The organism is Neorhizobium galegae bv. orientalis str. HAMBI 540, assembly GCF_000731315.1.
Classification (GTDB): Bacteria; Pseudomonadota; Alphaproteobacteria; order Rhizobiales; family Rhizobiaceae; genus Neorhizobium; species Neorhizobium galegae.
The window spans coordinates 192,995-215,706 of record NZ_HG938354.1 but is presented as its reverse complement, the minus strand read 5'-3'; the positions used below and the strand labels follow the sequence as shown (position 1 = coordinate 215,706).

At 63.3% G+C, this 22,712-nt stretch carries 22 protein-coding genes; 17 read left to right on the top strand and 5 right to left on the bottom strand.

Annotated features, from left to right (window positions below; translation table 11 throughout):
* Positions 1–51: 51 nt before the first annotated feature.
* Positions 52–1,404 carry an aminotransferase-like domain-containing protein gene (locus tag RG540_RS23575; protein WP_046599408.1) on the bottom strand — a complete coding sequence of 451 codons (1,353 nt, stop codon included), beginning with the start codon at positions 1,402–1,404 and terminating at the stop codon, positions 52–54.
* 215 nt (positions 1,405–1,619) lie between these two features.
* Between RG540_RS23575 and RG540_RS23570 the strand changes: the two genes are divergently transcribed.
* On the top strand, positions 1,620–2,483 hold the full coding sequence (locus RG540_RS23570; RefSeq protein WP_041364037.1) for a DMT family transporter: 864 nt from the start codon (positions 1,620–1,622) through the stop codon (positions 2,481–2,483).
* Between the two features lie 88 nt (positions 2,484–2,571).
* On the top strand, positions 2,572–2,895 hold the full coding sequence (locus RG540_RS23565; RefSeq protein ID WP_041364034.1) for a hypothetical protein: 324 nt from the start codon (positions 2,572–2,574) through the stop codon (positions 2,893–2,895).
* Between the two features lie 111 nt (positions 2,896–3,006).
* Here RG540_RS23565 and RG540_RS23560 read toward each other — a convergent pair whose 3' ends face one another.
* The 3 genes from RG540_RS23560 to RG540_RS23550 all read right to left on the bottom strand — a co-directional run bounded on the left by RG540_RS23560 (position 3,007) and on the right by RG540_RS23550 (position 6,516).
* Positions 3,007–3,696 carry a DUF2161 domain-containing phosphodiesterase gene (locus tag RG540_RS23560; RefSeq protein WP_041364031.1) on the bottom strand — a complete coding sequence of 230 codons (690 nt, stop codon included), beginning with the start codon at positions 3,694–3,696 and terminating at the stop codon, positions 3,007–3,009.
* Between the two features lie 36 nt (positions 3,697–3,732).
* On the bottom strand, positions 3,733–5,451 hold the full coding sequence (locus tag RG540_RS23555) for an ABC transporter ATP-binding protein (protein ID WP_041364029.1): 1,719 nt from the start codon (positions 5,449–5,451) through the stop codon (positions 3,733–3,735).
* A gap of 123 nt (positions 5,452–5,574) precedes the next feature.
* Complete coding sequence (locus RG540_RS23550) at positions 5,575–6,516, bottom strand: LysR substrate-binding domain-containing protein (protein ID WP_041364027.1); 942 nt, start codon at positions 6,514–6,516, stop codon at positions 5,575–5,577.
* A gap of 171 nt (positions 6,517–6,687) precedes the next feature.
* Here RG540_RS23550 and speB point away from each other — a divergent pair, with 171 nt between their 5' ends.
* The 15 genes from speB to RG540_RS23475 all read left to right on the top strand — a co-directional run bounded on the left by speB (position 6,688) and on the right by RG540_RS23475 (position 21,395).
* Positions 6,688–7,746, top strand: coding sequence for an agmatinase (speB, locus tag RG540_RS23545; protein WP_041366254.1), 1,059 nt, complete (start codon positions 6,688–6,690; stop codon positions 7,744–7,746).
* A 74-nt stretch (positions 7,747–7,820) separates the two neighbouring features.
* Entirely contained in the window at positions 7,821–8,909 is a 1,089-nt protein-coding gene (locus RG540_RS23540; protein WP_041364026.1) for an ABC transporter substrate-binding protein, read from the top strand.
* A gap of 188 nt (positions 8,910–9,097) precedes the next feature.
* Positions 9,098–10,135, top strand: coding sequence for an ABC transporter ATP-binding protein (locus RG540_RS23535; RefSeq protein WP_041364023.1), 1,038 nt, complete (start codon positions 9,098–9,100; stop codon positions 10,133–10,135).
* Positions 10,132–10,986 carry an ABC transporter permease gene (locus RG540_RS23530; RefSeq protein ID WP_041364022.1) on the top strand — a complete coding sequence of 285 codons (855 nt, stop codon included), beginning with the start codon at positions 10,132–10,134 and terminating at the stop codon, positions 10,984–10,986. The genes RG540_RS23535 and RG540_RS23530 overlap by 4 nt, the downstream gene beginning before the upstream one ends.
* Positions 10,983–11,777 (top strand): ABC transporter permease, encoded by a 795-nt coding sequence (locus RG540_RS23525; protein WP_041364019.1) that lies wholly within the window; start codon positions 10,983–10,985, stop codon positions 11,775–11,777. The genes RG540_RS23530 and RG540_RS23525 overlap by 4 nt, the downstream gene beginning before the upstream one ends.
* Before the next feature lie 12 nt (positions 11,778–11,789).
* Positions 11,790–12,560, top strand: coding sequence for a carbon-nitrogen hydrolase family protein (locus RG540_RS23520; RefSeq protein WP_041364017.1), 771 nt, complete (start codon positions 11,790–11,792; stop codon positions 12,558–12,560).
* Positions 12,561–12,672: 112 nt separating this feature from the next.
* Entirely contained in the window at positions 12,673–13,752 is a 1,080-nt protein-coding gene (locus tag RG540_RS23515; protein WP_051909716.1) for an iron-containing alcohol dehydrogenase, read from the top strand.
* A gap of 59 nt (positions 13,753–13,811) precedes the next feature.
* Entirely contained in the window at positions 13,812–14,714 is a 903-nt protein-coding gene (locus RG540_RS23510; protein ID WP_041364015.1) for an IclR family transcriptional regulator, read from the top strand.
* 127 nt (positions 14,715–14,841) lie between these two features.
* Positions 14,842–15,891, top strand: coding sequence for a gentisate 1,2-dioxygenase (gene gtdA / locus RG540_RS23505; protein ID WP_080725059.1), 1,050 nt, complete (start codon positions 14,842–14,844; stop codon positions 15,889–15,891).
* A gap of 25 nt (positions 15,892–15,916) precedes the next feature.
* Complete coding sequence (locus RG540_RS23500; protein WP_041364012.1) at positions 15,917–16,786, top strand: fumarylacetoacetate hydrolase family protein; 870 nt, start codon at positions 15,917–15,919, stop codon at positions 16,784–16,786.
* Positions 16,783–17,298 (top strand): MarR family winged helix-turn-helix transcriptional regulator, encoded by a 516-nt coding sequence (locus tag RG540_RS23495; protein ID WP_041364010.1) that lies wholly within the window; start codon positions 16,783–16,785, stop codon positions 17,296–17,298. Before RG540_RS23500 ends, RG540_RS23495 begins: the two co-directional genes overlap by 4 nt.
* Before the next feature lie 93 nt (positions 17,299–17,391).
* The gene (locus RG540_RS23490; protein ID WP_041364008.1) at positions 17,392–18,450 is read left to right on the top strand and encodes an alcohol dehydrogenase; all 1,059 of its coding nucleotides are present in this window, start codon (positions 17,392–17,394) and stop codon (positions 18,448–18,450) included.
* The gene (locus RG540_RS23485; protein ID WP_051909715.1) at positions 18,447–19,409 is read left to right on the top strand and encodes an acyl-ACP thioesterase; all 963 of its coding nucleotides are present in this window, start codon (positions 18,447–18,449) and stop codon (positions 19,407–19,409) included. Before RG540_RS23490 ends, RG540_RS23485 begins: the two co-directional genes overlap by 4 nt.
* A gap of 106 nt (positions 19,410–19,515) precedes the next feature.
* On the top strand, positions 19,516–20,331 hold the full coding sequence (locus tag RG540_RS23480) for an SDR family oxidoreductase (protein ID WP_041366250.1): 816 nt from the start codon (positions 19,516–19,518) through the stop codon (positions 20,329–20,331).
* A gap of 77 nt (positions 20,332–20,408) precedes the next feature.
* Entirely contained in the window at positions 20,409–21,395 is a 987-nt protein-coding gene (locus tag RG540_RS23475) for an AraC family transcriptional regulator (protein WP_041364005.1), read from the top strand.
* 161 nt (positions 21,396–21,556) lie between these two features.
* Here RG540_RS23475 and RG540_RS23470 read toward each other — a convergent pair whose 3' ends face one another.
* The gene (locus RG540_RS23470; protein WP_041364002.1) at positions 21,557–22,618 is read right to left on the bottom strand and encodes a class I SAM-dependent methyltransferase; all 1,062 of its coding nucleotides are present in this window, start codon (positions 22,616–22,618) and stop codon (positions 21,557–21,559) included.
* Positions 22,619–22,712 lie beyond the last annotated feature (94 nt).

Sequence of the window (22,712 nt, the reverse complement as noted above, 5' to 3'; positions counted from 1 at the left end):
ACGACGACGGGCGGCCATTCCTGAGCCCGGTTGACAGCTGTCAACTCATTGTTAACCACAACGGCTGAGCGCCCTTTCGAGGCTCCGGAATATCCTCGCGTCCTCCGACTGCGCGACGTTGAAGCGCAGGAAGCTTCCGGCGCTCTGGGAGAGGCTGAATGCGTTGCCGGGGGCCAGCACGATATTGTCGGCAAGGCAGGCGCGCGCCACCTCCGCCGCCTCTATCCCGTTCGGAAGCCTGCACCAGAGAAACAGGCCGGCACGCGGCTGAAGCCAAGGGGTGATGCCGAGTGCTGCGAGCCGGCCCGTCGTCGCGTCCATTGCCCGCGACAGCCGGACGCGCAGTTCTTCCAGATGTTTCCGGTAGCTGCCGTCGGTCAGCAGCAGCAATACGAGCTCCGAAGACAGCCTGCCCGCCGCGAAGCTCGTGGCGATCTTCAGATCGACGAGACCCTCGATCCATTCCGGTCTGGCGGCGATAAAGCCGCAACGCACCGAAGCCGACAGGGTCTTCGAAAAGCTGCCGATATGCACGACGCGGTCAAGGCCGTCGAAGGCGGCGAGCCGCGGCGCAGGTTCATGTTCCAGGTCGGCGAAGATATCGTCCTCGATGATCGTCAGGCCGGCGCGGTCGGCGAGTTTCAGCAGCCGGTGCGCCGCGACCGGCGAAAGTGTGGCGCCGGTCGGATTGTGGATCGCCGAATTGGTGATGTAGAGCCGCGGCTTGTGCTCCTCGATCGCGTTTCCGAAAGCCTCGATATCCGGCCCGGCCGGCGTCATCGGCACGCCGACGACCTTTGCGCGATGGGCACGCAGCAGGGCGTGGAAGTTGAAATAGCAGGGATCGTCGACCAGAACCGCATCGCCCGGCTCGATCAGGAAACGGCAGAGAAGATCGATCGCCTGGGTGCCGGATTCAGTGAGGATGATCTGGTCCGGAGCAGCCGGTATACCGTGCTCGCCCATTCGCCGGGAGAGGAGCTGCCGCAATTGCGGCGAGCCGAGCGGCGTGCCGTAGTCGGACAGGACCCGGTCCTCGCTGCGCGACAGGCTGCGCAGAGCCCTCCGGATCGCCGCCTCCGGCATCCAGGAGGACGGCAGCCAGCCGCAGCCGGGCTTCAACAGGTCGCCCTCCTCCAGCGCCTGGCGTGACACCCAGAACGGATCGACCGCCCTATCGAGCTTCGGGCCGATCTCGGAGAGCGACAGTGGCGCCAGCGGGGTCGACACATAGAAACCCGATCCCGGTCGCGAGCGGATCAGCCCCTCGGCGGCCAGCCGCTCATAGGCCTCCACCACCGTCGAGGCGGAGACATGCATCGCCTTGGCGAAAGCCCGCACCGAAGGCAGCCGCGCGCCGGGCACCAGTCCGCGCCCGGCGATGCGACTGCGGATCTCCGCCATGACGGCCCCGATACGCTGGCCGCCGCCCTTCTGATCCGCCCTCGCATCCACCGTACTGCTCCACAAACCATAACAGTTTCCGGAAATTGTATCGCATTGTCTCTGGCGCTGCCATGGCTTCCGGCCGATAGCGGGGAAATACCCAAGGAATGTCTGCGAAGAACGTCCAAGGGAGACGTTCAGGGGCGATGCTTCGCCAATACAGGAGACTTTCGATGAACAACACGACAAGCGGCTGGATCAGCGGTTTCGTTGGCGTTCTGATCTTCAGCGGGTCGCTTCCCGCTACCCGCATTGCTGTTGCGGATTTCGATCCGCTGTTCCTGACCGTGGCCCGCGCCACGATCGCCGGGCTGCTCGCCATATGCCTGCTGCTGGCCTTTCGCGAAAGACGCCCGGCGCGCTCCGATCTCCTGCCGCTCGCCATTGTCTCGTTGGGCGTCGTCATCGGTTTTCCGCTGCTGACGGCGCTGGCGCTGAAGCACATCACCTCGGCCCACTCCATCGTGTTCGTCGGCCTGCTGCCGCTGTCGACGGCGATCTTCGGGGTGCTGAGGGGCGGCGAACGCCCGAAGGCCGTCTTCTGGTTGTTCTCCTGCCTCGGCAGCGCCATCGTCGCCGGTTTTGCGCTGTTTCAGGAAGAGTCAGCCTCCTCAGTCGGCGATCTCCTGATGCTCGGAGCGATCCTTGCCTGCGGGCTCGGTTATGCGGAAGGCGCCAGCCTGTCGCGCAAGCTCGGCGGCTGGCAGGTCATATCCTGGGCGCTGGCGCTTTCCCTGCCTGTGATGCTGGCCCTGTCGATTGCGGTGATGCCGGTCTCCTTGCCCGATCTCGACAGCACGTCCTGGTTCGGTCTTGCCTATGTGTCGCTGTTCAGCATGCTGATCGGATTCATCTTCTGGTATCGCGGCCTGGCGCTCGGCGGCATTGCCGGAGTGAGCCAGTTGCAACTTCTGCAACCCTTTTTCGGCCTGGTCCTGGCCGCCGCACTCCTCGACGAAAAGGTCAATCTCGGCATGTTCGCGGCGACGCTTGCGGTGGTTGCCTGCGTGGCAGGCGCCAAGAGATTTGCGCGTTAATTCGGCACAGCCTGGATTTCCCGGTTCACGAAATCGGGAACCAAAGGCGTATCGGGGCATTATCCGGCTGCAGAAGGAGGAAGCAAGCATGACTTATGATCCCAATGACAGAAAGTTCGAGACCCGTGATCCGGACCTCCGGACCACTGAAGTCCGGAGCAGCACCTCTTCGTGGGTACCGTGGGTGGCGGTGATCGCCGTCATTCTGGTCGGCGCATTCGTATGGTCGCAGATGGGCGGTTCCTCGACCGACCAGCAGACCACGTCTTCGACCACCCCGCCGGTAACCGACAACTCCAAGTCGTCTCCCGCACCAGCTCCGATGACCCCGGCAGCCCCGCCGGCTAACAATGCCACTCCGGCAACTCCGCCGGCTGGCGGCGCAACGGGCGGCACCGGCACGCAGCCTTAAGCCTCCCGCCCGAGAGATTATCAAAGCCGCCCGCATTCGAAGCGGGCGGCTTTTTTGTTGGGCGAAGGAATGGGTGACGCGGTTCCTCTAGATATGCCGGCGGTTCTCAGCCTATTCGCCCGGCGGCGCGGCCTGCTCGGTCTCACCCGGCATCGCCTGCGGCCACCGCTGCAGCGCCTGCCGCCCGACCTCCGTCAGCCCGTAGACGCCCTTATCGATGCGTTCGAACCAGCCGTAATAATTGGCGCGCAGGATCGCGCCGGCCGTGGATGCCGCTGTCTTCAGGTCGCGCGGCCGGAGCGGCCCGCCGCTCAGTGCCGAAGCGCAGGCGAGCGCCTGTTGGCGATAGGCGGTCATCACCGGGATCTTGGTACTGCCGCCCACGGCCGGATCGCCGCGGCGCTTGCGATGTTCCTTGACAAGCCGTGTGCGCCGTTTCGGATTGGTGCGCGGCATCGGCGACACCGAACTGACCAGCACGCTGACCTCGCCCGTATCCGAAACCCCGAGCATGCCGATGCCCAGCCGGCGGCAGAGATCACGGTACCGTTTGTCCGCCTCCCGGCCCCGGCCCTTGGCGGAAACCCGCGCAGCGATCCACACCTCGTCCGAAACACCTGCCCGGTCGACCGCCTGCAGGATCAGTTCGAGATTGAAGGTGAGCTTCAGCTCGCAGATCACCACAACCGGCGGATCCGTCTCGCTCAACCCCACCAGATCGCAACCGCCAACCTCCCCCTTCACCTCGTATCCGAAGCTTTCGAGAAAGGTTTTGACGGGAAGATAAAGCGAAGTTTCCATGCGGTCCGGCGGTGGTGAATCAGTCGGCGGACAGTATCATATCATCCCCACCTGCGCCGCATGCAGCCGGGTATAAGCACCACGCTTGGCGATCAGGTCCTGGTGGGTGCCCTGTTCGAGGATGCCGTTGCCGTCGATGACGACGATGCGGTCGGCGCCCTGGATGGTGGCAAGGCGGTGGGCGATGATAAGCGTCGTGCGGCCTTGCGAGAGCTCAGCGAGCGAGCGCTGGATGGCGCGCTCCGTCTCCGTGTCGAGCGCCGAGGTGGCCTCGTCGAGGATCAGGATCGGCGGGTTTTTCAAGAACATGCGGGCGATCGCGACGCGCTGCTTCTGGCCGCCCGAGAGTTTCACGCCGCGCTCGCCGATCACCGTGTCGAGCCCCTGCGGCAGGCCCGCGAGCATTTCTTCCAGCCGCGCCTGCCGTGCCGCCTCGATAATATCAGCTTCGCTGGCGCCGAGGCGGCCATAGGCAATGTTCTCGCGGATCGTCCCGCCGAACAGGAAGACGTCCTGCTGGACGATGCCGATCTGCTGGCGCAGCGATACTTTCGTCATCGCGCGGATGTCCATGCCGTCGATGGTGATGCTGCCGCCGCCAATCTCGTAGAAACGCGGTAGCAGCGAACAGATCGTCGTCTTGCCGGCGCCCGAGGGACCGACGAAGGCGATCGTCTCGCCGGCGCGGATCGAAAGATTGACGTTTTCGAGCACCGGCTTGTCCGGGCTGTAACCGAAGGAGACGTTCTGATAGGCGATTTCGCCCCTGAGATGGTCGACATCGACCGCATCGGGCGCATCGGCAATATCCGGTTCGGTATCGATCAGTTCGGTGAAGCGGCGGAAACCGGCAATGCCCTTCGGATAGGTCTCGATCACCGAATTGATCTTCTCGACCGGCCGGAAGAATACGCCGACCAGCAGCAGGAAGCCGATGAAGCCGCCAGCGGTCAGTTCGCCCGACAGCACGAAATAGGCGCCGGCGATCATCACCACCATCTGGGTGAGCCGCATGCTCATGTAGCTAAGCGAGCTGCTCGCCGCCATCAGCTTGTAGGCATCGAGCTTGACGCGCCGGTAGTTCTGGTTGTCCTGTTCGAACAGTTTCCGCTCGTGTTGCTCGTTGGCGAAGGCCTGCACCACGCGGATGCCGCCGACATTCTCCTCGATGCGGGCATTGAAATCACCCACACGTTGAAACAGCCGGCGGAAATTATGGGTCATGCGGCCGCCGAAATGGCTGGTGACCCAGGCGGTCAGCGGCACGACGAAAGCGGTGATCGTCGCCAGCTGCGGGTTGACCGAGAACATCAGCGCGAGAGCCCCGGCAAAGGTCATGATGGCGATGAACAGGTCTTCCGGCCCGTGATGGGCGACCTCGCCGATCTCTTCGAGATCCTTGGTGAGGCGCCCGACGATATGGCCGGTCTTCTGGTTGTCGAAATAGCTGAACGAGAGTTTCTGCAGGTGATTGAAGGCGGCGCGGCGCATGTCGGTCTCGATATTGATGCCGAGCATGTGGCCCCAATAGGTGACGATCGCCATCAGGCCGGTATTGATCGCATAGATCACCAGCAGCGCCGCCGAGGCGAGCAGGATCAGCAGCCATTCCTGGCTGAGAAGAAGCCGGTCGACGAACAGCTTTACCGCCATCGGGAAGCCCAGTTCCAGCACGCCGGAAATGATCGCACAGCCGAAATCGAGGATGAAAAGGCCGCGATAGGGCCGGTAATATGAGAAAAAACGGCGAAGCATCGGACACTCTGAAATCGATAGATGAGCAACAGGGGCAAGTTTTTGGAACCCGCTTAGCCGGGTTCGCCGACGAGGTAAACCTCCGCTGTCCTGATCGCCCGGACAATAGACGTGGGATAGATATCACGCGCGGCGGCTGCGCAACAGCGTGCGGGCCGAGGTATGCGGTTCGGCAAGCTGATCTGCCTCCAGCGAGGCGAACAGCCAGTCGATGAAGACCCGCACGATCGGCGCCGAACGCATGGCCGGCCGGCAGGCGACGTAGAAGGCGTCGTTGGCCGGAACGCTCAAATCAAAAGGTACGACCAGTTCGCCGCGGGCAATCAGCTTGCTGGCGGTGATCGTGTCGCCGAGCGCAATCCCCTGGCCGTGCAGCGCCGCCTCCGTCGAAAACCGGGCATCGCCCATGAAATACTGCTGCCGGCGCGGCAGGTCGACGGCATCAGCGGCGGAAAGCCAGGTGTTCCACTCACGCCCGTCCGCATCGCCATGCAGCAGGACATGATCTTCCAGATCGCGCATCGAGCGTAGCGGCCGGCTGTTGAGCAGGGTCGGGCTGGCGACCGGGAAGAGCTGCAGGTTGCTCCACAGCCGCGTCCAGGCATCCGGCCAGTTGCCGTCGCCATAAAGGACGGCGACGTCGACATCCGAAGAATGCAGCACGGCCGGGTCGTTGGAGGCGGCAAGCTTCAGCCTGACGCCCGGAAACTGCTCCGTGAAGGAATTGAGGCGCGGCACGATCCAGAAGGACAGCAGCGCCGGCACGCAGGTGATCGACAGCTCGCCTGATGTCGCCGGCCGCTTCATCAGCGCGGTCGCGGCGGCGATCTCGCCGAACGCCTGGCTGACAGCGGGCAGCAGCAGCGCGCCCTCCGAGGTGAGCTTCAGACGCTTGGCGCCGCGTTCGAACAACGAGACCTGTAGCGAGCTTTCCAGCGCCTTGATCTGATGGCTGACCGCGCCGTGGGTGACGTTGAGCTCGCGGGCCGCCGCCGAGACCGAACCGCGGCGGGCCGTTGCCTCGAAGGCGCGAAGCGGGTTAAGGGGCGGCAGCCGGTTGGTCATTTCATTCCCCGGATTGAACCTAAGTGTTAGTTTTTCTCACACTGACTGCTAGAACAATCTCAATTGCTTTTCCACCCGCACCTGACGGATAATGATGAAAACAAGGGCGGCAAGCCCGGTGGAACAAAAATTAGGCTGCGTACAAGCGGCTGGCAGACAGGCGAGGCGATCATGACATTCGACGCGAAGAAGCTCGGCGAATTGCGCGCAAAATACCTCGACAGCCGGGGTGGCGAGATCTTCGACCCGAAATTCAAAAAGGTCGGAGAGAAGATCTTCGACAAGGCCGGCACTCGCGTCGCGCCCTATGCGGGTATTCCCACGCTTCTCGATGCGCCCTACAGGCCGCTCGATGCGGAGAACCCGGATTTCGGCGACCTGCAGGTGGCGATGGTCGGCATGCCGATGGATCTCGGCGTCACCAACCGGCCGGGCTCGCGCTTCGGGCCTCGGGCGTTGCGCACGATCGAGCGCGTCGGACCCTATAACCACGTGCTGGAATGCGCTCCGATCTATGAACTGAATGTCGCGGATATCGGCGACGTGGCCTTCCGCAGCCGCTACCGGCTGGAAATGAGCCATGACGACATCGAAAAGCGGGTGGGCCAGATCGTCGATGCCGGCGTGCTGCCGCTCTCGGTCGGCGGCGACCATTCGATCACCCATCCGATCCTGAAGGCGGTCGGCAAAAAGGCGCCGGTCGGCATGATCCATATCGATGCCCATTGCGACACCAGCGGCTTTTTCGACGAGACCAAGTTCCACCACGGCGGCCCGTTCCGCAACGCGGTGCTCGACGGCGCGCTTGATCCGACCCGGACGATCCAGATCGGCATCCGCGGTGCGGCCGAATATCTCTGGGAGTTCTCCTACGAATCCGGCATGACCGTCATCCACGCAGAGGAAGTGACCGGCATGGGGCTGCCGGCGATCATCGAAAAGGCCAAGACAATCGTCGGCGATGGCCCGACCTATGTTTCCTTCGATATCGACAGCCTCGATCCGAGCTTTGCGCCCGGCACCGGCACGCCGGAGATCGGTGGGCTCACCACTCGGGAAGTGCTGGAACTGGTCCGCGGTCTCAAGGGCATCAACATCGTCGGCGGCGATGTGGTCGAGGTGGCGCCGCAATATGACGCGACCAACAACACTGCCCATGCGGGCGCTCAGATATTGTTCGAAATTCTGAGCCTGATGGTCTTCAGCCCTTCCGTGAAGGGCCGCGCCTGACATAAACTGCAGACAACAAGGGAACTCGCCAGCCGGCAAAGCACCGGCAGGCCTAAAAAACAAAGGAGAACATCATGCGTGACATTCTGAACGCCAAACTCGGACGCCGTAGCGTGCTCGGTGCCGGTCTCGCCGGCGCCTCCATGCTGGCCATGCCCTCGGTGCTGCGCGCCCAGGACAAGTCGCTGAAGGTCGGCGTCTATGGCGGCTTCTTCAAGGATTCGTTCGACAAGAACATCTTTCCGGACTTCACCAAGGCGACCGGCATCGCGATTGAATCCGTCGCCGAGCCGACCGGCGAAGCCTGGCTGGTTCAGCTCGAACAGGCCGCCAAGGCGGGTGCCGCTCCGGCCGACGTCTCGATGATGTCGCAGGTGGCGATGCTGAAGGGCCAGACGACCAAACTCTGGGCGCCGCTCGACGCCGCCAAGCTGCCGAACTCCAAGAACCTCATTGAGAACTTCGTCAACAAATATCCGGACGGCAAGATCGCCGGCATCGGCGCCGTCTCCTGGTACATCACGCTGGTGACCAATACACAGGCCTACAAGGAAGCCCCGACTTCCTGGGCTGCCCTGTGGGACAAGGCGAATGCCGACAAGCTCGGCCTCCTGGCACTCGTTTCCAACTCCTTCCTGCTTGAAGTGACCGCAAAAACCTTCATGGGCGGAACCAAGGCGCTCGATACCGACGAAGGCATCCTCAAGGCGCTCGAAAAGCTCTCGGAAGTGAAGCCGAACGTCCGCCTCTGGTATCGCGACGAGGCGCAGTTCGAACAGGCGCTGAAGTCGGGCGAAATCCCGATGGGCCAGTATTACCACGACGTCACCGGTCTTGCCGCCTCGCAAGGGAGCCCGGTCCGCTCGACCTTCCCCAAGGAAGGCGGCATCCAGGACAGTGGCTGCTGGGCGCTGTCGCGTGCCTCGAAGAAGACCGAGGAAGCCCACACGTTCATCAACTACATGTGCCAGCCGGCCATCCAGGCGACCCTGTCGCGCAAAGTCGGCACCTCGCCGACCGTCAAGCGCGACCTGCTCGACCTCACCGCCGCCGAATTCGCCTCGGTCTCCTCCGATATCGAGCCGATCATCCCGCGTTACGATCTCTACCAGACCAAGTCCGACTTCCTGAACCAGAAGTGGACGGAGATGATCGCGGGTTGATCACAGCCTCGCGCTCCAAGGCCGCCTCTCACTCTAGCCCTCTCCCCGCTTGCGGGGAGAGGGGACGTGCCCAACGCTCAAGTTTGCGATAGCCGACACGGTGCGGCATATTCCTTCTCCCCGCGAGCGGGGAGAAGGTGGCGGCAGCCGGATGAGGGCACTAGCCCGTTAAGACACACGGAGACCGAATGTCCGGATTGAACCTCAGCCATGTGACGAAGCAGTTCGGCAACTTCACGGCCGTCAACGACGTGAGCCTTTCGGTTCCGGACGGCACGTTCGTCTGCCTGCTCGGGCCGTCCGGCTGCGGCAAGACCACGCTGATGCGGATGATCGCCGGCCTGGATCTTCCGACCAATGGCTCGATCGAGCTCGGCGGCGCCGATATCACCGCCGTGCCGACCCACAAGCGCGACCTCGGCATGGTCTTCCAGTCGCTGGCGCTTTTCCCGCACCTGACGGTCGGCGAGAACATCGCCTATTCGCTGCGCATCCGCGGCACGCCCAAGGACGTGCAGAAGAAACGCGTCGACGAACTGCTCGCGATGATCCATCTGCCGGGCTTCGCCGACCGTTCCGTGGCAAAACTCTCCGGCGGCCAAAGGCAGCGCGTGGCGATCGCCAGAGCGCTCGCCATCTCGCCAAAGCTTTTCCTGCTCGATGAGCCGCTGTCGGCGCTCGACGCAAAACTGCGAGAGGCGATGCAGGTGGAACTGCGCCAGCTGCAGCAGCGCCTCGGCATCACCACCATCGTCGTCACCCATGACCAGCGCGAGGCGATGACCATGGCCGACACGGTCGTCGTCATGAACGGCGGCGAGATCCGCCAGGCGGCCGCCCCGGTTGATATCTACCGCCGCCCGGCCGACAGTTTCGTCGCCGATTTCATCGGCCAGACCAACCTCCTGCCCGTGGCGGCCGATAGTGCCGGCCGCGCCAGCGTGCTCGGCGAACTGGTCGAAGGCATCGCGCTCCCCGCCGGTGCGACAAAAGGCATGCTGTCGGTGCGGCCGGAAGACGTGCAGCTCACCGCCCCCGGCCACGGCGCGATTGCCGGCACCGTCACGTTCATCCGCGATCTCGGCGGCGCCATCGAAACCTTCGTGGAAGCGGGCGGCACCCAGGTGATCGCGGTCTCCTCGCCACGCAACCGGCCGGACGTCTCGGTCGGCCAGAGCGTCGGCATAAGGCTCGATCCCGCCACCAGCGTGGTGCTCGCCCGATGAGACGCGATGAGCCGCAGCGTCTTGCCGATTACGGGCCGCTCTTTTTCCCGGCGGGCATGCTGACCGTGTTCTTCGTGGTGCCGTTCGCCACGATGATCGCCGTGTCCTTTTTCCAGCGCGAACAGGGCGGGTTCTATACGCCCGCCTTCGTGTTCGACAACTACGCCCGTTTCCTCAGCCTGTTCTTCGGCAAGGTTCTGGGTTTCTCGCTGTTTCTCGCCGTCGCGGTGGCGATAACCTGCGTGGTGATCGGCATTCCCTTCACCTATCTGCTCTCCCGGTCGGCGCGAAAAATCCAGGTCGTCTGGCTGGTGGCGCTCTTGTCCATCCTGTCGCTCTCGGAAGTGATGATCGGCTTTGCCTGGTCGACGCTGTTTTCGCGCACCGCCGGCGTCACCAACCTGTTCGTCTGGCTGGGGTTGATGGCGCAACCGCAGGCGCTGACCCCGAGTTTCGGCGCCGTCATGACCGCCATGACCTATCAGGCCTTCCCCTATACGGTCCTGGTCCTCTATCCGGCGCTGGTCCGCCTCGACCCGACACTGACCGAAGCCGCGCGCACGCTCGGCGCCTCACCGGTCAAGGCCTTCTTCACCGTCGTGGTGCCGGCGCTGCGCAATACCATTCTGGCGACGCTGATCATGGTCTTCATCTTCGCACTCGGCTGCTACCTGCTGCCGCAGCTGCTCGGAAGGCCGCAGCACTGGACGCTGTCGGTGCTGATCACCGACCAGGCGGTCTACCAGTCGAACATGCCGTTTGCCGCCGCCATGGCCGTTTTCCTTGTGCTCGTGTCGCTGGCGCTGGTAGGCCTCTCGCTTTACGCCGGACAGCAAAGGCAAGCGAAATGACCATACTCCGCCGCCTGTTCTTCTTCGTCGTCGGCCTGTTCCTGGCTCTGCCGCTGATCGTCGTTGCCGGCGTCTCGGTCAATGCGCGCCAAACGCTCGCCTTTCCGCCACAGGGCTTTTCGCTCTCCTGGTACGGCCAGATCTTTACCAATGCCGAATGGCGCAATGCGCTGATCGCCTCGCTGACGCTTGCCGCCTCCTCGGCTTTGCTGGCGCTGCTGATCGCCCTGCCGCTTGCCTGGTTCCTGTGGCGGCGCGTGGCTCCCTGGGCCAACATCTTCCAGCTTTTGGGTGTCGCGCCCTTCACCCTGCCGCCGGTCATCACCGCGCTTGGCCTGCTCACTTTCTGGGCTACCACCGGCTTCTACGGCCAGGCCTGGACGGCGGTGATCAGCCACGGCATCTTTTTCGTCACCCTGCCGCTGGTGACCCTGTCGCTCGGTTTTTCGGCGATCGACCGTTCGCTGGTGGAAGCGGCCGCCACCATGGGCGCCGACGACGGCAAGATCTTTCGCACCGTCGTGCTGTCGCTGATCCTGCCCTATCTCGTCTCCGGTTACGCCTTCGCCTTCGTTCTGTCGCTGAACGAATATATCGTCGCCTACATGACCGTCGGTTTCACCATGGAAACCCTGCCGATCAAGATCTTCAACGCGCTGCGCTACGGCTACACGCCGACCATGGCCGCCGTGACGGTGCTGTTCCTGGTCATCGCGGCAGTCGTCTTCGGTCTGGTGGCCCGGTTCGGCGACCTGCCGAAACTGCTCGGCGCCATGTCGGACGAACGCTAAAGGGAAAAGCCCATGAAGATCGCCGGTTTCCAGATGCAGCCCGTCGTCGGTGACATCGAGGCAAACCTCGCCAAGATCGAAGCGGCGGCAGACGAGGCAGCGACCGAAGGCGCCGAACTCCTGATCGCACCGGAGCTGGCGCTGACCGGGTATGGCGCGGCAGACCTGTTTCCCGATCTCGCCACGCCCGCGCATGGACCGGTCACCGCCAGGCTTTCGGAAATCGCCGAAAGACATGGCCTGGCGATCGTCGCGGGTTTTGCCGAAAAGACCTTCGAAAACACCTTCAACAGCGCCTTCTTCACCGACGGCATGGGGCAGACGGCGGTCTACCGCAAATGCAATCTCTACGGCCCCTATGAGCGCAAATGGTTCGCCCAGGAGGACCGCCGCCAGGTTCTAGTGACGCTCGGCGGCATCAGGCTCGGTTTCCTGATCTGCTACGATGTCGAGTTTCCGGAAAACGTTCGCCAGCTGGCGAAGGGCGGCGCAGATCTCGTGGTCGTGCCGACGGCGCTGCCGACCGGCTGGTCTGGGGAATTCATCGCCGAACACATGATCCAGGTCCGCGCCTTCGAGAACCAGGTTTTTGTCGCCTATATCAACCACTCTGGTTCAGACGATCTGTTCGCCTATGCCGGCCTGTCGCGGATCGCGGCACCGGACGGCAAGCTGATTGCCGAAGCACCCGCCGAGGGCGAAGCCCTGATCATCGCCGAGGTCGATCCGGCGGCCTACGCCCAGTCGCGGGCGGAAAACACCTACCTCGCCGATCTCGTGTGAACTCCAGGCCGACCGGAGCAATCGCCCCCAGGTCAATACGACCTTAGCCAAGCTCCCATTTCCTTTGATAATGTTGTATAGCATTCGGCGTTACAGCATTCCGGGGGGAGGCATGACACGTATATTCCGGGCGCCGGCTTTTTATATCCAAGGTCCGGGAGCCCTGAGCCAGCTTGGCGAAAAGGCGGCGACGCTTGGCCGTTCGGTCGTGGCGATCTGCGACGCCGTCGTGCTTCCACATATCGAGGCGGATCTCACCGAAACCCTGAACCGTCAGGATATCACGCCAACCGTCATCCCCTTCGACGCGGATGTCACCCATCGGGAAATGGACCGCCTGGCCGATTTGGTACAGGCAAAGCGCGGCGAAGTGGTGGTCGGCATCGGCGGCGGGCGCACGCTCGATGTCGCCAAGGGTGTTTCTCGCCGCACCGGGCTGCCCTTCGTCAGCGTGCCGACGGTCGCTTCCACCGACGCGCCCTCGACCCGCGGCATCGTCATCTATGACGATGACCACAGGATGATCGCCGTCGAGCAGATGAACCAGAACCCGGCCTTCGTGATCGTCGATACCGCGATCATCGCCAAGGCTCCTGCCCGGCTGCTGCTCGGCGGCATCGGCGATGCGCTGACCGCAAAGTTCGAGACGGAAGGCGCCTGGAAGGGCACCGGCCTTTCCAAGCAGGGCACGCGGCCCTTGAAGACCGGCGTGATGCTCGGCGATATCTGTTACCGGATGCTGCTCGAACACGGACCGGGTGCCATGCGGGTGGCCGGCACCGGCGAGGTGACGCCAGATTTCGAAGCCGTCGTCGAGGCCATCCTCTGGCTCAGCGCCGTCGCCTTCGAAAACACCGGCCTCTCCATTGCCCATGCGGTCGCGACCGAACTCGGCGCGATCGAGCCGGTGCGAAAACACTCCCTGCACGGCGAGCATGCCGCCTACGGCACGCTGGTGCAGGCAATGGCGGAAGGCCGCCCCGAGGACGAACTGACAACGCTGTTCGATTTCTACGACGAGATCGGCATGCCGCGACGGCTTGTCGACCTCGGCATGCCTGATATCAGCGATACGACGATCGAAAATCTTGCGACGGCCTGCGCAAAAAGCCCGTTCCTGGTCAACCAGGAGCGGATGCTCGATGCCAATGATCTGGTCGCCGCCTTCCGTGCTGTGGAAAACTACGTTTAAAGCGGGCTCGACCTGCTACAGATATAAATATAATCAACTGGGAACACAGGGGATTTAGGATGCCGTCAGATAAGACAAAGGCGCCGGTGGAATGGACCCAGCGCCGCATTCAATCGATCGAGGTCGGCTTCCAGGTCATTCGCGCCATGGAGGCGGCGAACGGCCCGCTGCCGCTGCGCGATATCGCCGCCGCTGCCGGCATGCCACCCAGCAAGGCGCATCTCTACCTCGTCAGCTTCGTCAAGGAGGGCGTCGCCTTCCAGGATCCGGTCACCGGGCATTACGGGCTTGGCCGTTTCGCGATCCAGCTCGGCCTGTCGGCCATCCGCCAGCTCGACGTGGTGGAATTCGCCCGTGAGGAGCTCGCAGCGCTGCAGCGCACCGCCGGTTTCGCCACCTATCTTTCGCTCTGGGGCGATCGCGGCCCGGGCATCGTTTCCAAGGTGGATGGCGAACGGCAGGGATCGCTTGCCGTGCGCCTCGGCTACGTGCTGCCGCTCCTGACCTCGGCGACCGGCCAGGTCTTCCTCACCTACCTCGACGAGAGCGAGACGATGGCGGTGCGGCAGGACGAAATTGCTGCGGCCAAGCGGGATTCGTCGGATGACGCAGCCTCGCTCTCGCCGCGCGTCACCAGCACCAAGGATATCCAGAAGATCATCGAGACCGTGCGCCACCAAGGTTATGCGATGACGGTCAACAGCATCAATTCGAGCTTCGCCGCCATCGCCACGCCGGTCTTCGATTATAGCGGCCGGATCGTCGCGACCATGACCGTGCTCGGCTCCGACAAACAGCTCGCCGGCCCGCGCAAGAAACCGACGATCGACGCCCTGATGGCCGCCGCCCACCGGCTTTCCGAACGGCTCGGCGCGCCCGGCCGCGGGGCAAAGGGCGAGGACAAAATCAAGCCGCCCGCGCCGCCGAAGCCGACCCGGGCGAAGAGCAGCGCGGGGCGATAGGCTGATCTCCCCACAAAGGGAAGAGATCAGGTAGAGCCCGCGGCATCCTCATCCATCGCAATTGACGCCATCAAATTACTTAGTATACCTTACGATCTTGGCTGGAGGAGCCAAGGAGGAGGATTTCATGCACGAGATTGGTGCAGCGACCGTTGCGAAGCGGGAAGAATTTTATGCGCGGCTCAAGCCGCACAACATGGCGCCCCTCTGGGAAGTGATGAAGGGCATGCTGCCGCCGGAGCCGACCTCCAAGGCACAGGCGCATCGCTGGCGTTACGATGACATCCGCCCGCTGATCCTCGAATCCGGCAGTCTGCTGACCGCCGAAGAGGCGGAGCGCCGGGTGCTGATCCTCGAAAACCCCGCCTTCCCGGCCCAGTCGCGCGCCACTTCGACGCTTTATGCCGGCATCCAGATCATCATGCCGGGCGAAGTGGCGCCGGCGCACCGCCACACGCCGTCGGCGCTGCGCTTCATGCTGGAAGGTTCGGGCGCCTATACGACCGTCGGCGGCGAGCGCACCCGCATGGCGTTTGGCGATTTCGTTATCACGCCCGTCTGGGCCTGGCACGACCACGGCAATGACGGTTCCGACCCGGCCGCCTGGCTGGACGGTCTCGACGTGCCGATGATCGCCTTTTTCGAAGCGGTATTCCGCGAGGATTCCGACGACACCGAACAGGAGCTGCTCCGGCCGGAAGGCGACTCGCTTGCCCGGTTCGGCTCCGGCATGCTGCCGATCGGCGGCGCCAGCCCCTATGGCCAGACGACTCCGATCTTCAACTATCCCTATGAGCGCAGCCGCGAAGCACTTTACCGCGCCTCACGTGGCGAAGAAATCGATGCCCATATCGGCACGACGCTGCGATACTCCAACCCGCTCGACGGAGGCTGGACGATGCCGACCATGTCGGCCTGGCTCAGCCATTTCCCGAAGGGCATGGAAACGGCAAAAATCCGTTCGACCGATCACATCGTCATGTGCATCGCCGAGGGCACCGGCTCGATCACGATTGGAGCCAAAACCTTCGATTTCGGCCCCAAGGACGTGATCGTCGTGCCCGGCTGGTCGTGGCGCTCGTTCAAGGCCAACGAGGACATCGTCGTATTCTGCTTCTCCGACCGCGTGGCGCAGGAGAAGCTCGGCTATTTCCGCGAAGACCGCACCCGCGTCTGAGCGAACGAGATCAGGGAGAGAAATCATGCGTTTTTGTCGCTATGACGATAATCGTCTCGGCGTGGTCGTCGGCGATCAAGTGAAGGATGTCACCAGCGTCCTCGATCGCCTGCCGAACTACCGTTACCCCTTCCCCTATGGCGACCAGTTCATGGCCCATTTCGCGGACCTACGCCCCGTCATGGAGGAGATGGCGAAGACCGCGCCGTCGAAGCTGCTGTCCGAGGTCGCGCTGCTGAGCCCGATCGCCAATCCGGGCAAGATCGTCGGCGCCCCGGTCAACTACCGGCTCCATCTCGACGAAGTGCTCGACAGCGACCAGCTGCATCACGGTATGAAGATCAAGCCGATCGCCGAGGCGGGCGTGTTCCTGAAGGCGGTGAGCTCGCTGGTCGGTCCGTCGGAAGGCGTCGTGGTCGATTGGGCGGACCGCCGCACCGACCACGAGATCGAGCTTGCCGTCATCATCGGCAAAAAAGGTTTTCGCGTGTCGGAAGCCGATGCGCTGGATTACGTCGCCGGTTACGCGATCTGTTACGACATCACCATCCGCGGCCCGGAAGAGCGCAGCTACCGCAAGTCGCTCGACACGTTCAGCGTGCTCGGACCTTATGTGGTCACCGCAGACGAGATCCCGAACCCTAACAATCTCGATTTCGAACTGACGATCGGTGGCGAGAGCCGGCAGAAATCGAACACCAGCATGCTGATCTTCAATGTCCAGAAGCTGATCGAATTCGCCAGCAAGGCCTACACGCTTTATCCCGGCGACATCATCATGACCGGCACGCCGGAAGGCGTCGCCCCGATCGCTCCCGGCGACGTGCTGCACGGCACGTTCGAAGGCATCGGTTCGATGGACGTGAAGGTCTACGGCAATTGGGACAAGACATGAGTTTGGAGCCGAGTGCGCCGGCAGAGAGGGATGGCCATGCCGTCCTTCTCGACGGCGTCGTCGGCATCCGCATCCGCCGCCTGCAGTCGCTGTTCGGCAGCCACTGGCAGAACTGGTTCCGCGCCCGCTCGCTTGCGGTCACCCCGGTCCAGGGCGGCGTGCTGCTCTTGATCCGCCGTTACCCCGGCATCAGCCAGATCGCGCTCGCCAGGCGGTTGCGCATCGAACCGCCGACGCTGATCCAGACGCTCGGGCCGCTCATCAAACACAAACTCGTCGAACGCGACCGCGCCGCCGATGACGGCCGCGTCTATGAACTGCGGCTCACCAAGGCGGGGCTCGAAGCCGCCGCACTGGTGGAAACCTCGCTGCCGCAGCACGAGGCAGATGTGCTGCGGTTTCTGTCTGCAGAGGAGCGGCAGGCATTTCTGGAACTGCTCGACAAGGCGATTGCAGGCGCTGAGGCGGCGATCGAGGCGCAGGAAAACGTGGAGCAGCAGTCTCCGCGCTAACCATCGTCATCCAACCGCATAACCGGGCCCATTTCCCAATTGCCACATAACAGGCAGCCTGATACGTTTCGCACATCTGGGAGGAGCTGGATCATGCGGTCATGGCAGGTATTTGAAGCATCGGAAGTGCTCCGGGAGGTCGAGGAGGCGAACCCGCAGCCGGTGGGCTCGGAGGTCGTCGTTTCGGTGTCTCATTGCGGGCTTTGCCATTCGGACCTGACCCTGTGGAAGGGCATTTTCGACATGGGCGACAAAAAAGTGTCGATCGACAGTATCGGGATGAAGCGCCCGCTCACCCTCGGCCATGAAATCCTCGGCACCGTCACCGCCATTGGCCCCAATGCGACGGACGTCAAGGTCGGCGATGTCAGGCTCGTTTATCCGTGGCTCGGTTGCGGCGAGTGCGAAACTTGCCGCGCCGGACAGGAGAACCTCTGCATGCAGGGCCGGCCGCTCGGCATGCGCAGGCCCGGCGGTTTCGGCAGCCATGTGGTGGTGCCGCATAGCCGCTACCTGATCGATACCGGCGACCTCGACCCGGCGCTTGCCGCCACCTATGCCTGCTCCGGCCTCACCGCCTATTCCGCCATCCGCAAGGCGACGCCGGTTCACCCAGACGAGGCGATCGTCGTGGTCGGCGCCGGTGGGCTCGGCCTCAGCGGCATCGTCATCCTCAAGGCGCTCGGACACCACAACATCGTGGTGGTCGACGTTTCCGAAGAGAAGCTGAAGATCGCCACGGATGCCGGCGCCCACAAAACCGTGCTTTCGACCGGCGACGACGTGACGAAGAGGATCGTCGATACGGTCGGCCGGCCGGTGCGCACCATCATCGATTTCGTCAACAACAGCCAGACGGCGGCCTTTTGTTTCCCGGCGCTGGCGCGCGGCGGCCGCATCATCATGGTCGGCATGTTCGGTGGCCAGCTCACCATCCCGACCATGCGCATGGCGCAGGGGAGCCTGAGCCTGATCGGCAGCATCACCGGCTCGCTGCAGGAATTGCGGGATCTGGTGGAACTCGCCAAAAGCGGAAAACTCGACGCCATTCCCTACGAAGCCATCCCGAAATCATCGATCAACGACGCGATGAGCCGGCTCTCCAAAGGCGCGGTCAAGGGACGTATCGTTCTGCAGGAGGAGCCGGCGTGAGCACGCAGCAAGGCGAAATGACCGAAGCCCCGATGATCGAGGTCTGGCGCGGCAGCGTGCGCCAATGGGAAGTGGACGAAAACTCCCACTGGAACACCCAGTATTACGTCGCCCGCGCCAATGAGAGCCTCGCGGTTCTGTTCGGCCTCAACGGCCTGACGGGCCTGTTCTCGCCCATATCCCCAACGACGATCGCCTATAACGAACATCACATCCGTTTCCATCGCGAAGCGCATGCCGGCACGTCGCTGCATATGACAGGCGGTTTCCTCGAGATCGGCGAGACGACGGCGTTTGCGGTGCTGATGCTTTACAACAGCCATTCCGGCCAGTTGGCCGCGAGCTTCAGGGTGCGGCTGACCCATGTGGATGCGGCCGACCTCAAGACGCCCCTTTCCTGGCCAACGACCTTCCGCGAAAAGGCTTCCGCCTCGCTGGTCGACGCGCCCAAGGAGGCGCTCGCCCGCGGCACCGGCAATGAGCCGGTGACGATCAGCGCCTCGCGCGACCGGGCAATCACGCTTGGCCTGAAGCGCACGGCCATGAGCCTGATCGAACCGGAGGCCTGCGACGCATTCAACCGCCTCGGCCCCCAGAAATTCATCGGCGCGGTCGGCGGCGGGGTGAAACAGCTCACCGGCCCGATCCGCGAACTCGTCAGCAAACATGCCGAAACGCCGCCCGGCAAGGTCGGCGGCGCGGTGCTGGAATTCCGCATCCTTTATGGCGAAACGCCGCGCCTCGGCGACTGTTTCGAGATCTGGGGCGGGCTGAAGAAGACCGACCAGCGCGTCATGTCGCTGATTTTCTGGATGGTCGATCCCTTCACCGGCCGAGTGTTCGGTACGATGCAGTCGGTCGCCGTCGTGTTCGATCTCGATGCGCGGGCGATCGTGCAGATCTCGCCGGCGGCCACGGAGGCGCTGGCTCCGCTGGTGACCGAAGGTCTGGCGCTATAGCCGGCAGCCCCTGTGGCGCAATCGGATAGCCGATTGGCATCTCTCGCCAGTGCGCATGGCGCGGCCGGCCGATACCTTTGTGATCATCAACATGAAGGAGAACCCCATGACCAAGACCATCCTCATCACCGGCACCTCCAGCGGCCTCGGACGCGCCACCGCCAAGCTTTTCCACCAGAACGGCTGGAACGTCATCGCCACGATGCGAACGCCCGAGCGGGAGACTGAACTGACGCGGCTTGACAATGTGCTGGTCACGCGTCTCGACGTTCAGGACGCTCCCTCCATCCGCACGGCAATCGATGCGGGCCTCGCCAGGTTCGGGCGCATCGACGCGCTGGTGAACAATGCGGGCTACGGCGCATATGGCCCGCTGGAGGCCACGCCCATCGACAAGATCCGTCGTCAGTTCGACGTCAACGTCCTCGGTATGCTAGCGACGACCCAGGCCGTGCTTCCTCACTTCCGCGCCAACCGCAGCGGGACCATCGTCAACATCTCGTCGATCGGTGGCCGCATGGCCTTTCCGCTGGGCACGCTCTACCACGGCACCAAGTTCGCCGTGGAAGGCCTGTCGGAGTCGATGCAGTACGAACTCGCGCCGCTGGGGATCGCGGTCAAGGTGATCGAACCGGGCGGCATCAAGACCGACTTCGGTGGTCGTTCCTTCGACATGAGCAACGATGAGAGCCTTGTCGAATACCAGCCGCTCGTGCAGTCGCTATTCGGCTTCTTCGGCCCGATGATGGAGAATGCCTCCGAGCCTGAGCTTGTGGCCGAAGTCATCTACGGCGCTGCCACGGACGGCACCGACCAGCTTCGCTACCCGGCAGGTGCCGACGCCGTCCAGATCCTCGGAAGCCGGGCTGCGGCCGACGACGCGACCTTCTTCGGCGGCATGAAAGCGCAGTTCGGGCTTTGACTATCCTCCTGTCGCTCCGCGCCATTCCCTGACACGGAGCGATAGACAATTGGCTCCAACCGGCTCTAAGGTTCCTCATGCAGACGCTGACCTATGCACTCGACACGACCTGGCGCACCTTGCTCGCGGACCTCGGCGTCGCTTCGGCGAATGTGCTGCGTCGTGCCGGCCTTCCGGACGATTTGTTGCACCAACCTTCGGTGCGGCTTGAACCGGAGGACTATTATCGTCTCTGGGAAAGCGTCGAACAGGAGAAGGGCGACCCGCTGTTTCCTATTCGGGTCTGCGAAGCCGTCCGCGCCGAATCCTTCTCGCCGCCCCTGTTCGCGGCTCTATGCAGTCCCAATCTGGTCGTGGCGGCGCAGCGTGTCGCCAAATACAAGAAACTCATCGGCCCGATGCAGATGGAGGCGCATGACGACCGCGACATGCTGACCATCGAGTTCGCCTGGCACGACGGGCCGCCGCCACCCGTGTCGCTGGTAACGATGGAGCTGCTCTTTTGGGCCACGCTTGCGCGAATTGGCACCCGGGAGGCCATCTCTCCCGTCGACGTAACGACGACAGTCTTGCCGTCGCCGCTCGCTCCCTATGAGGATTTCCTGGGCGCTCGTCTCAGCCGTGGTCCTCGTCATCTGATCCGGTTTGCAAAATCCGATGCAATCCGCCCGTTCCTGACGTCAAACGAGCCTCTTTGGGCCGCGTTCGAGCCTGATCTCCGCCAGCGTCTGGCAGATCTCGACGCATCGGTGAGCATCGCCAAACGGGTCCGGGCAGCACTTCACGAAGCCATCCCGAGCGGCCTGACCACCATGGAAGCCATCGCCCGCAAACTGGCTGTGAGTAAGCGCACGCTCCAGCGCCGCATTGAAGCCGAGGGTACCAGCTTTCAGCAGATTCTGAAGGAAACGCGGGAAGCACTGGCACGCCATTATCTGGAAAAAACGGCGCTTCCGGCGTCGGAGATTTCATTCCTCCTGGGCTTCAACGAGCCCAACTCCTTTTATCGGGCCTTCAGGAGCTGGACGGGAAAAACCCCCGACAGCATCAGGCAGCATGCCTGATTTCGCGATCACCGGAGTTGGGGCACCGGAGACATCGTCTTTGGGTGTTTGAGCGACGGGCGTGTGTATGAATCGGCTAGCCAGCCCTGACACCGCCGATAATTCTTGGCGTCAGGGCTTCAGCCCGGCTTGTGCGTCCGGAACGTAAACCCAAAGCCAGTTCAGGCCCGTACTTCGAAGATCATGTTGAAGGGAGTTTCGCTCGACCGTCGGAAGTGCGAGTAGCCGGCGTCGAGCGCCACCTTGCGGAGCTTCATCTCGCCCGCCTGCGCTCCAAGGCCGAGACCTACCTCCTGGGCCATGGAGGCGGGAGTGCAGATCATCGTCGAGGCGCCGTAATAAACGCGCCCGACGGGGTTGAGATTATCCTTCAAACCGTCATGCGCGAAGGGTTCGACGATCATCCAGGTGCCACCCTTCGCCATCGTCTCGCGGATATGACGGCCCGCTCCGACCGGATCGCCCATATCGTGCAGGCAATCGAACATGGCGACGAGATCGTAGTTGCCCGCTGGAAACTCCTTCGCCGAAGCTTGGCGGAACGTCACCCGGTCGTCGACGCCGGCCTCCTGCGCTGCGCGCTTCGCCCGCTCAATGGAAGGGGCGTGGTAGTCGAACCCGTGAAAATGCGACTTCGGAAAGGCCTTGGCCATGAGGATCGTCGAAGCGCCATGGCCGCAGCCGACATCGGCGACCTCCGCCCCCCGTTCCAGCTTTTCCCTGACGCCTTGAAGCGCCGGGATCCATTCATCGACCAGATGGCTGTTGTAGCCGGGCCGGAAGAAGCGCTCGGTGCCCCGGAAGAGGCAGGTGCTGTGTTCGTGCCAGCCGAGCCCGCGACCGGTGCGAAAGGCTTCCTCCACCTTCGGCTCGTCCATCCACATCGACTGGACGATTTCGAAAGCGCCTCCGAAAAAGGCCGGGCTATCCTCATTGGAAAAAACCATCGCCTGCTCGGGCGTCATGGCAAACTTGCTCGAGGCTTCATCATAGGAAATGTAATCGGCCGCAGCCATGGCGGCGAGCCATTCACGCACATTGCGTTCGGTCAGCCCCGTCGTTTCCGCGATCTCCATCGAGGATCGCAGCCGTCCGTCCATCATCGCCCGGAACAGGCCGAGATGGTCGCCAAGCACGACGAGAACGCCGGACACGCCAGCGCCGAGATCGCCCACCAGCCGACCGACAAGTGCATCGAGTTTCTGCATATCAGGTTCCTGCATGGCACCCTCCATAGATACGCCAGCCCAGCCCAATGGGTTTTACCCAAGGCGATCCTACGCCGGGGCCGCACCCGGTCAATGAAGCATTCGGACT

Bases quoted from the DNA above. Each gene is read 5' to 3' on its own strand.
- RG540_RS23560 (WP_041364031.1), bottom strand. From the start codon at position 3,696: ATGGAAACTTCGCTTTATCTTCCCGTCAAAACCTTTCTCGAAAGCTTC.
- RG540_RS23495 (WP_041364010.1), top strand. From the start codon at position 16,783: ATGAGTTTGGAGCCGAGTGCGCCGGCAGAGAGGGATGGCCATGCCGTC.
- RG540_RS23510 (WP_041364015.1), top strand. From the start codon at position 13,812: ATGCCGTCAGATAAGACAAAGGCGCCGGTGGAATGGACCCAGCGCCGC.
- RG540_RS23530 (WP_041364022.1), top strand. From the start codon at position 10,132: ATGAGACGCGATGAGCCGCAGCGTCTTGCCGATTACGGGCCGCTCTTT.
- RG540_RS23480 (WP_041366250.1), top strand. From the start codon at position 19,516: ATGACCAAGACCATCCTCATCACCGGCACCTCCAGCGGCCTCGGACGC.
- RG540_RS23540 (WP_041364026.1), top strand. From the start codon at position 7,821: ATGCGTGACATTCTGAACGCCAAACTCGGACGCCGTAGCGTGCTCGGT.
- gtdA (WP_080725059.1), top strand. From the start codon at position 14,842: ATGCACGAGATTGGTGCAGCGACCGTTGCGAAGCGGGAAGAATTTTAT.
- RG540_RS23520 (WP_041364017.1), top strand. From the start codon at position 11,790: ATGAAGATCGCCGGTTTCCAGATGCAGCCCGTCGTCGGTGACATCGAG.
- RG540_RS23515 (WP_051909716.1), top strand. From the start codon at position 12,673: ATGACACGTATATTCCGGGCGCCGGCTTTTTATATCCAAGGTCCGGGA.
- RG540_RS23475 (WP_041364005.1), top strand. From the start codon at position 20,409: ATGCAGACGCTGACCTATGCACTCGACACGACCTGGCGCACCTTGCTC.
- RG540_RS23555 (WP_041364029.1), bottom strand. From the start codon at position 5,451: ATGCTTCGCCGTTTTTTCTCATATTACCGGCCCTATCGCGGCCTTTTC.
- RG540_RS23535 (WP_041364023.1), top strand. From the start codon at position 9,098: ATGTCCGGATTGAACCTCAGCCATGTGACGAAGCAGTTCGGCAACTTC.
- RG540_RS23525 (WP_041364019.1), top strand. From the start codon at position 10,983: ATGACCATACTCCGCCGCCTGTTCTTCTTCGTCGTCGGCCTGTTCCTG.
- RG540_RS23490 (WP_041364008.1), top strand. From the start codon at position 17,392: ATGCGGTCATGGCAGGTATTTGAAGCATCGGAAGTGCTCCGGGAGGTC.
- RG540_RS23575 (WP_046599408.1), bottom strand. From the start codon at position 1,404: ATGGCGGAGATCCGCAGTCGCATCGCCGGGCGCGGACTGGTGCCCGGC.
- RG540_RS23500 (WP_041364012.1), top strand. From the start codon at position 15,917: ATGCGTTTTTGTCGCTATGACGATAATCGTCTCGGCGTGGTCGTCGGC.
- RG540_RS23550 (WP_041364027.1), bottom strand. From the start codon at position 6,516: ATGACCAACCGGCTGCCGCCCCTTAACCCGCTTCGCGCCTTCGAGGCA.
- RG540_RS23565 (WP_041364034.1), top strand. From the start codon at position 2,572: ATGACTTATGATCCCAATGACAGAAAGTTCGAGACCCGTGATCCGGAC.
- RG540_RS23470 (WP_041364002.1), bottom strand. From the start codon at position 22,618: ATGCAGGAACCTGATATGCAGAAACTCGATGCACTTGTCGGTCGGCTG.
- speB (WP_041366254.1), top strand. From the start codon at position 6,688: ATGACATTCGACGCGAAGAAGCTCGGCGAATTGCGCGCAAAATACCTC.
- RG540_RS23570 (WP_041364037.1), top strand. From the start codon at position 1,620: ATGAACAACACGACAAGCGGCTGGATCAGCGGTTTCGTTGGCGTTCTG.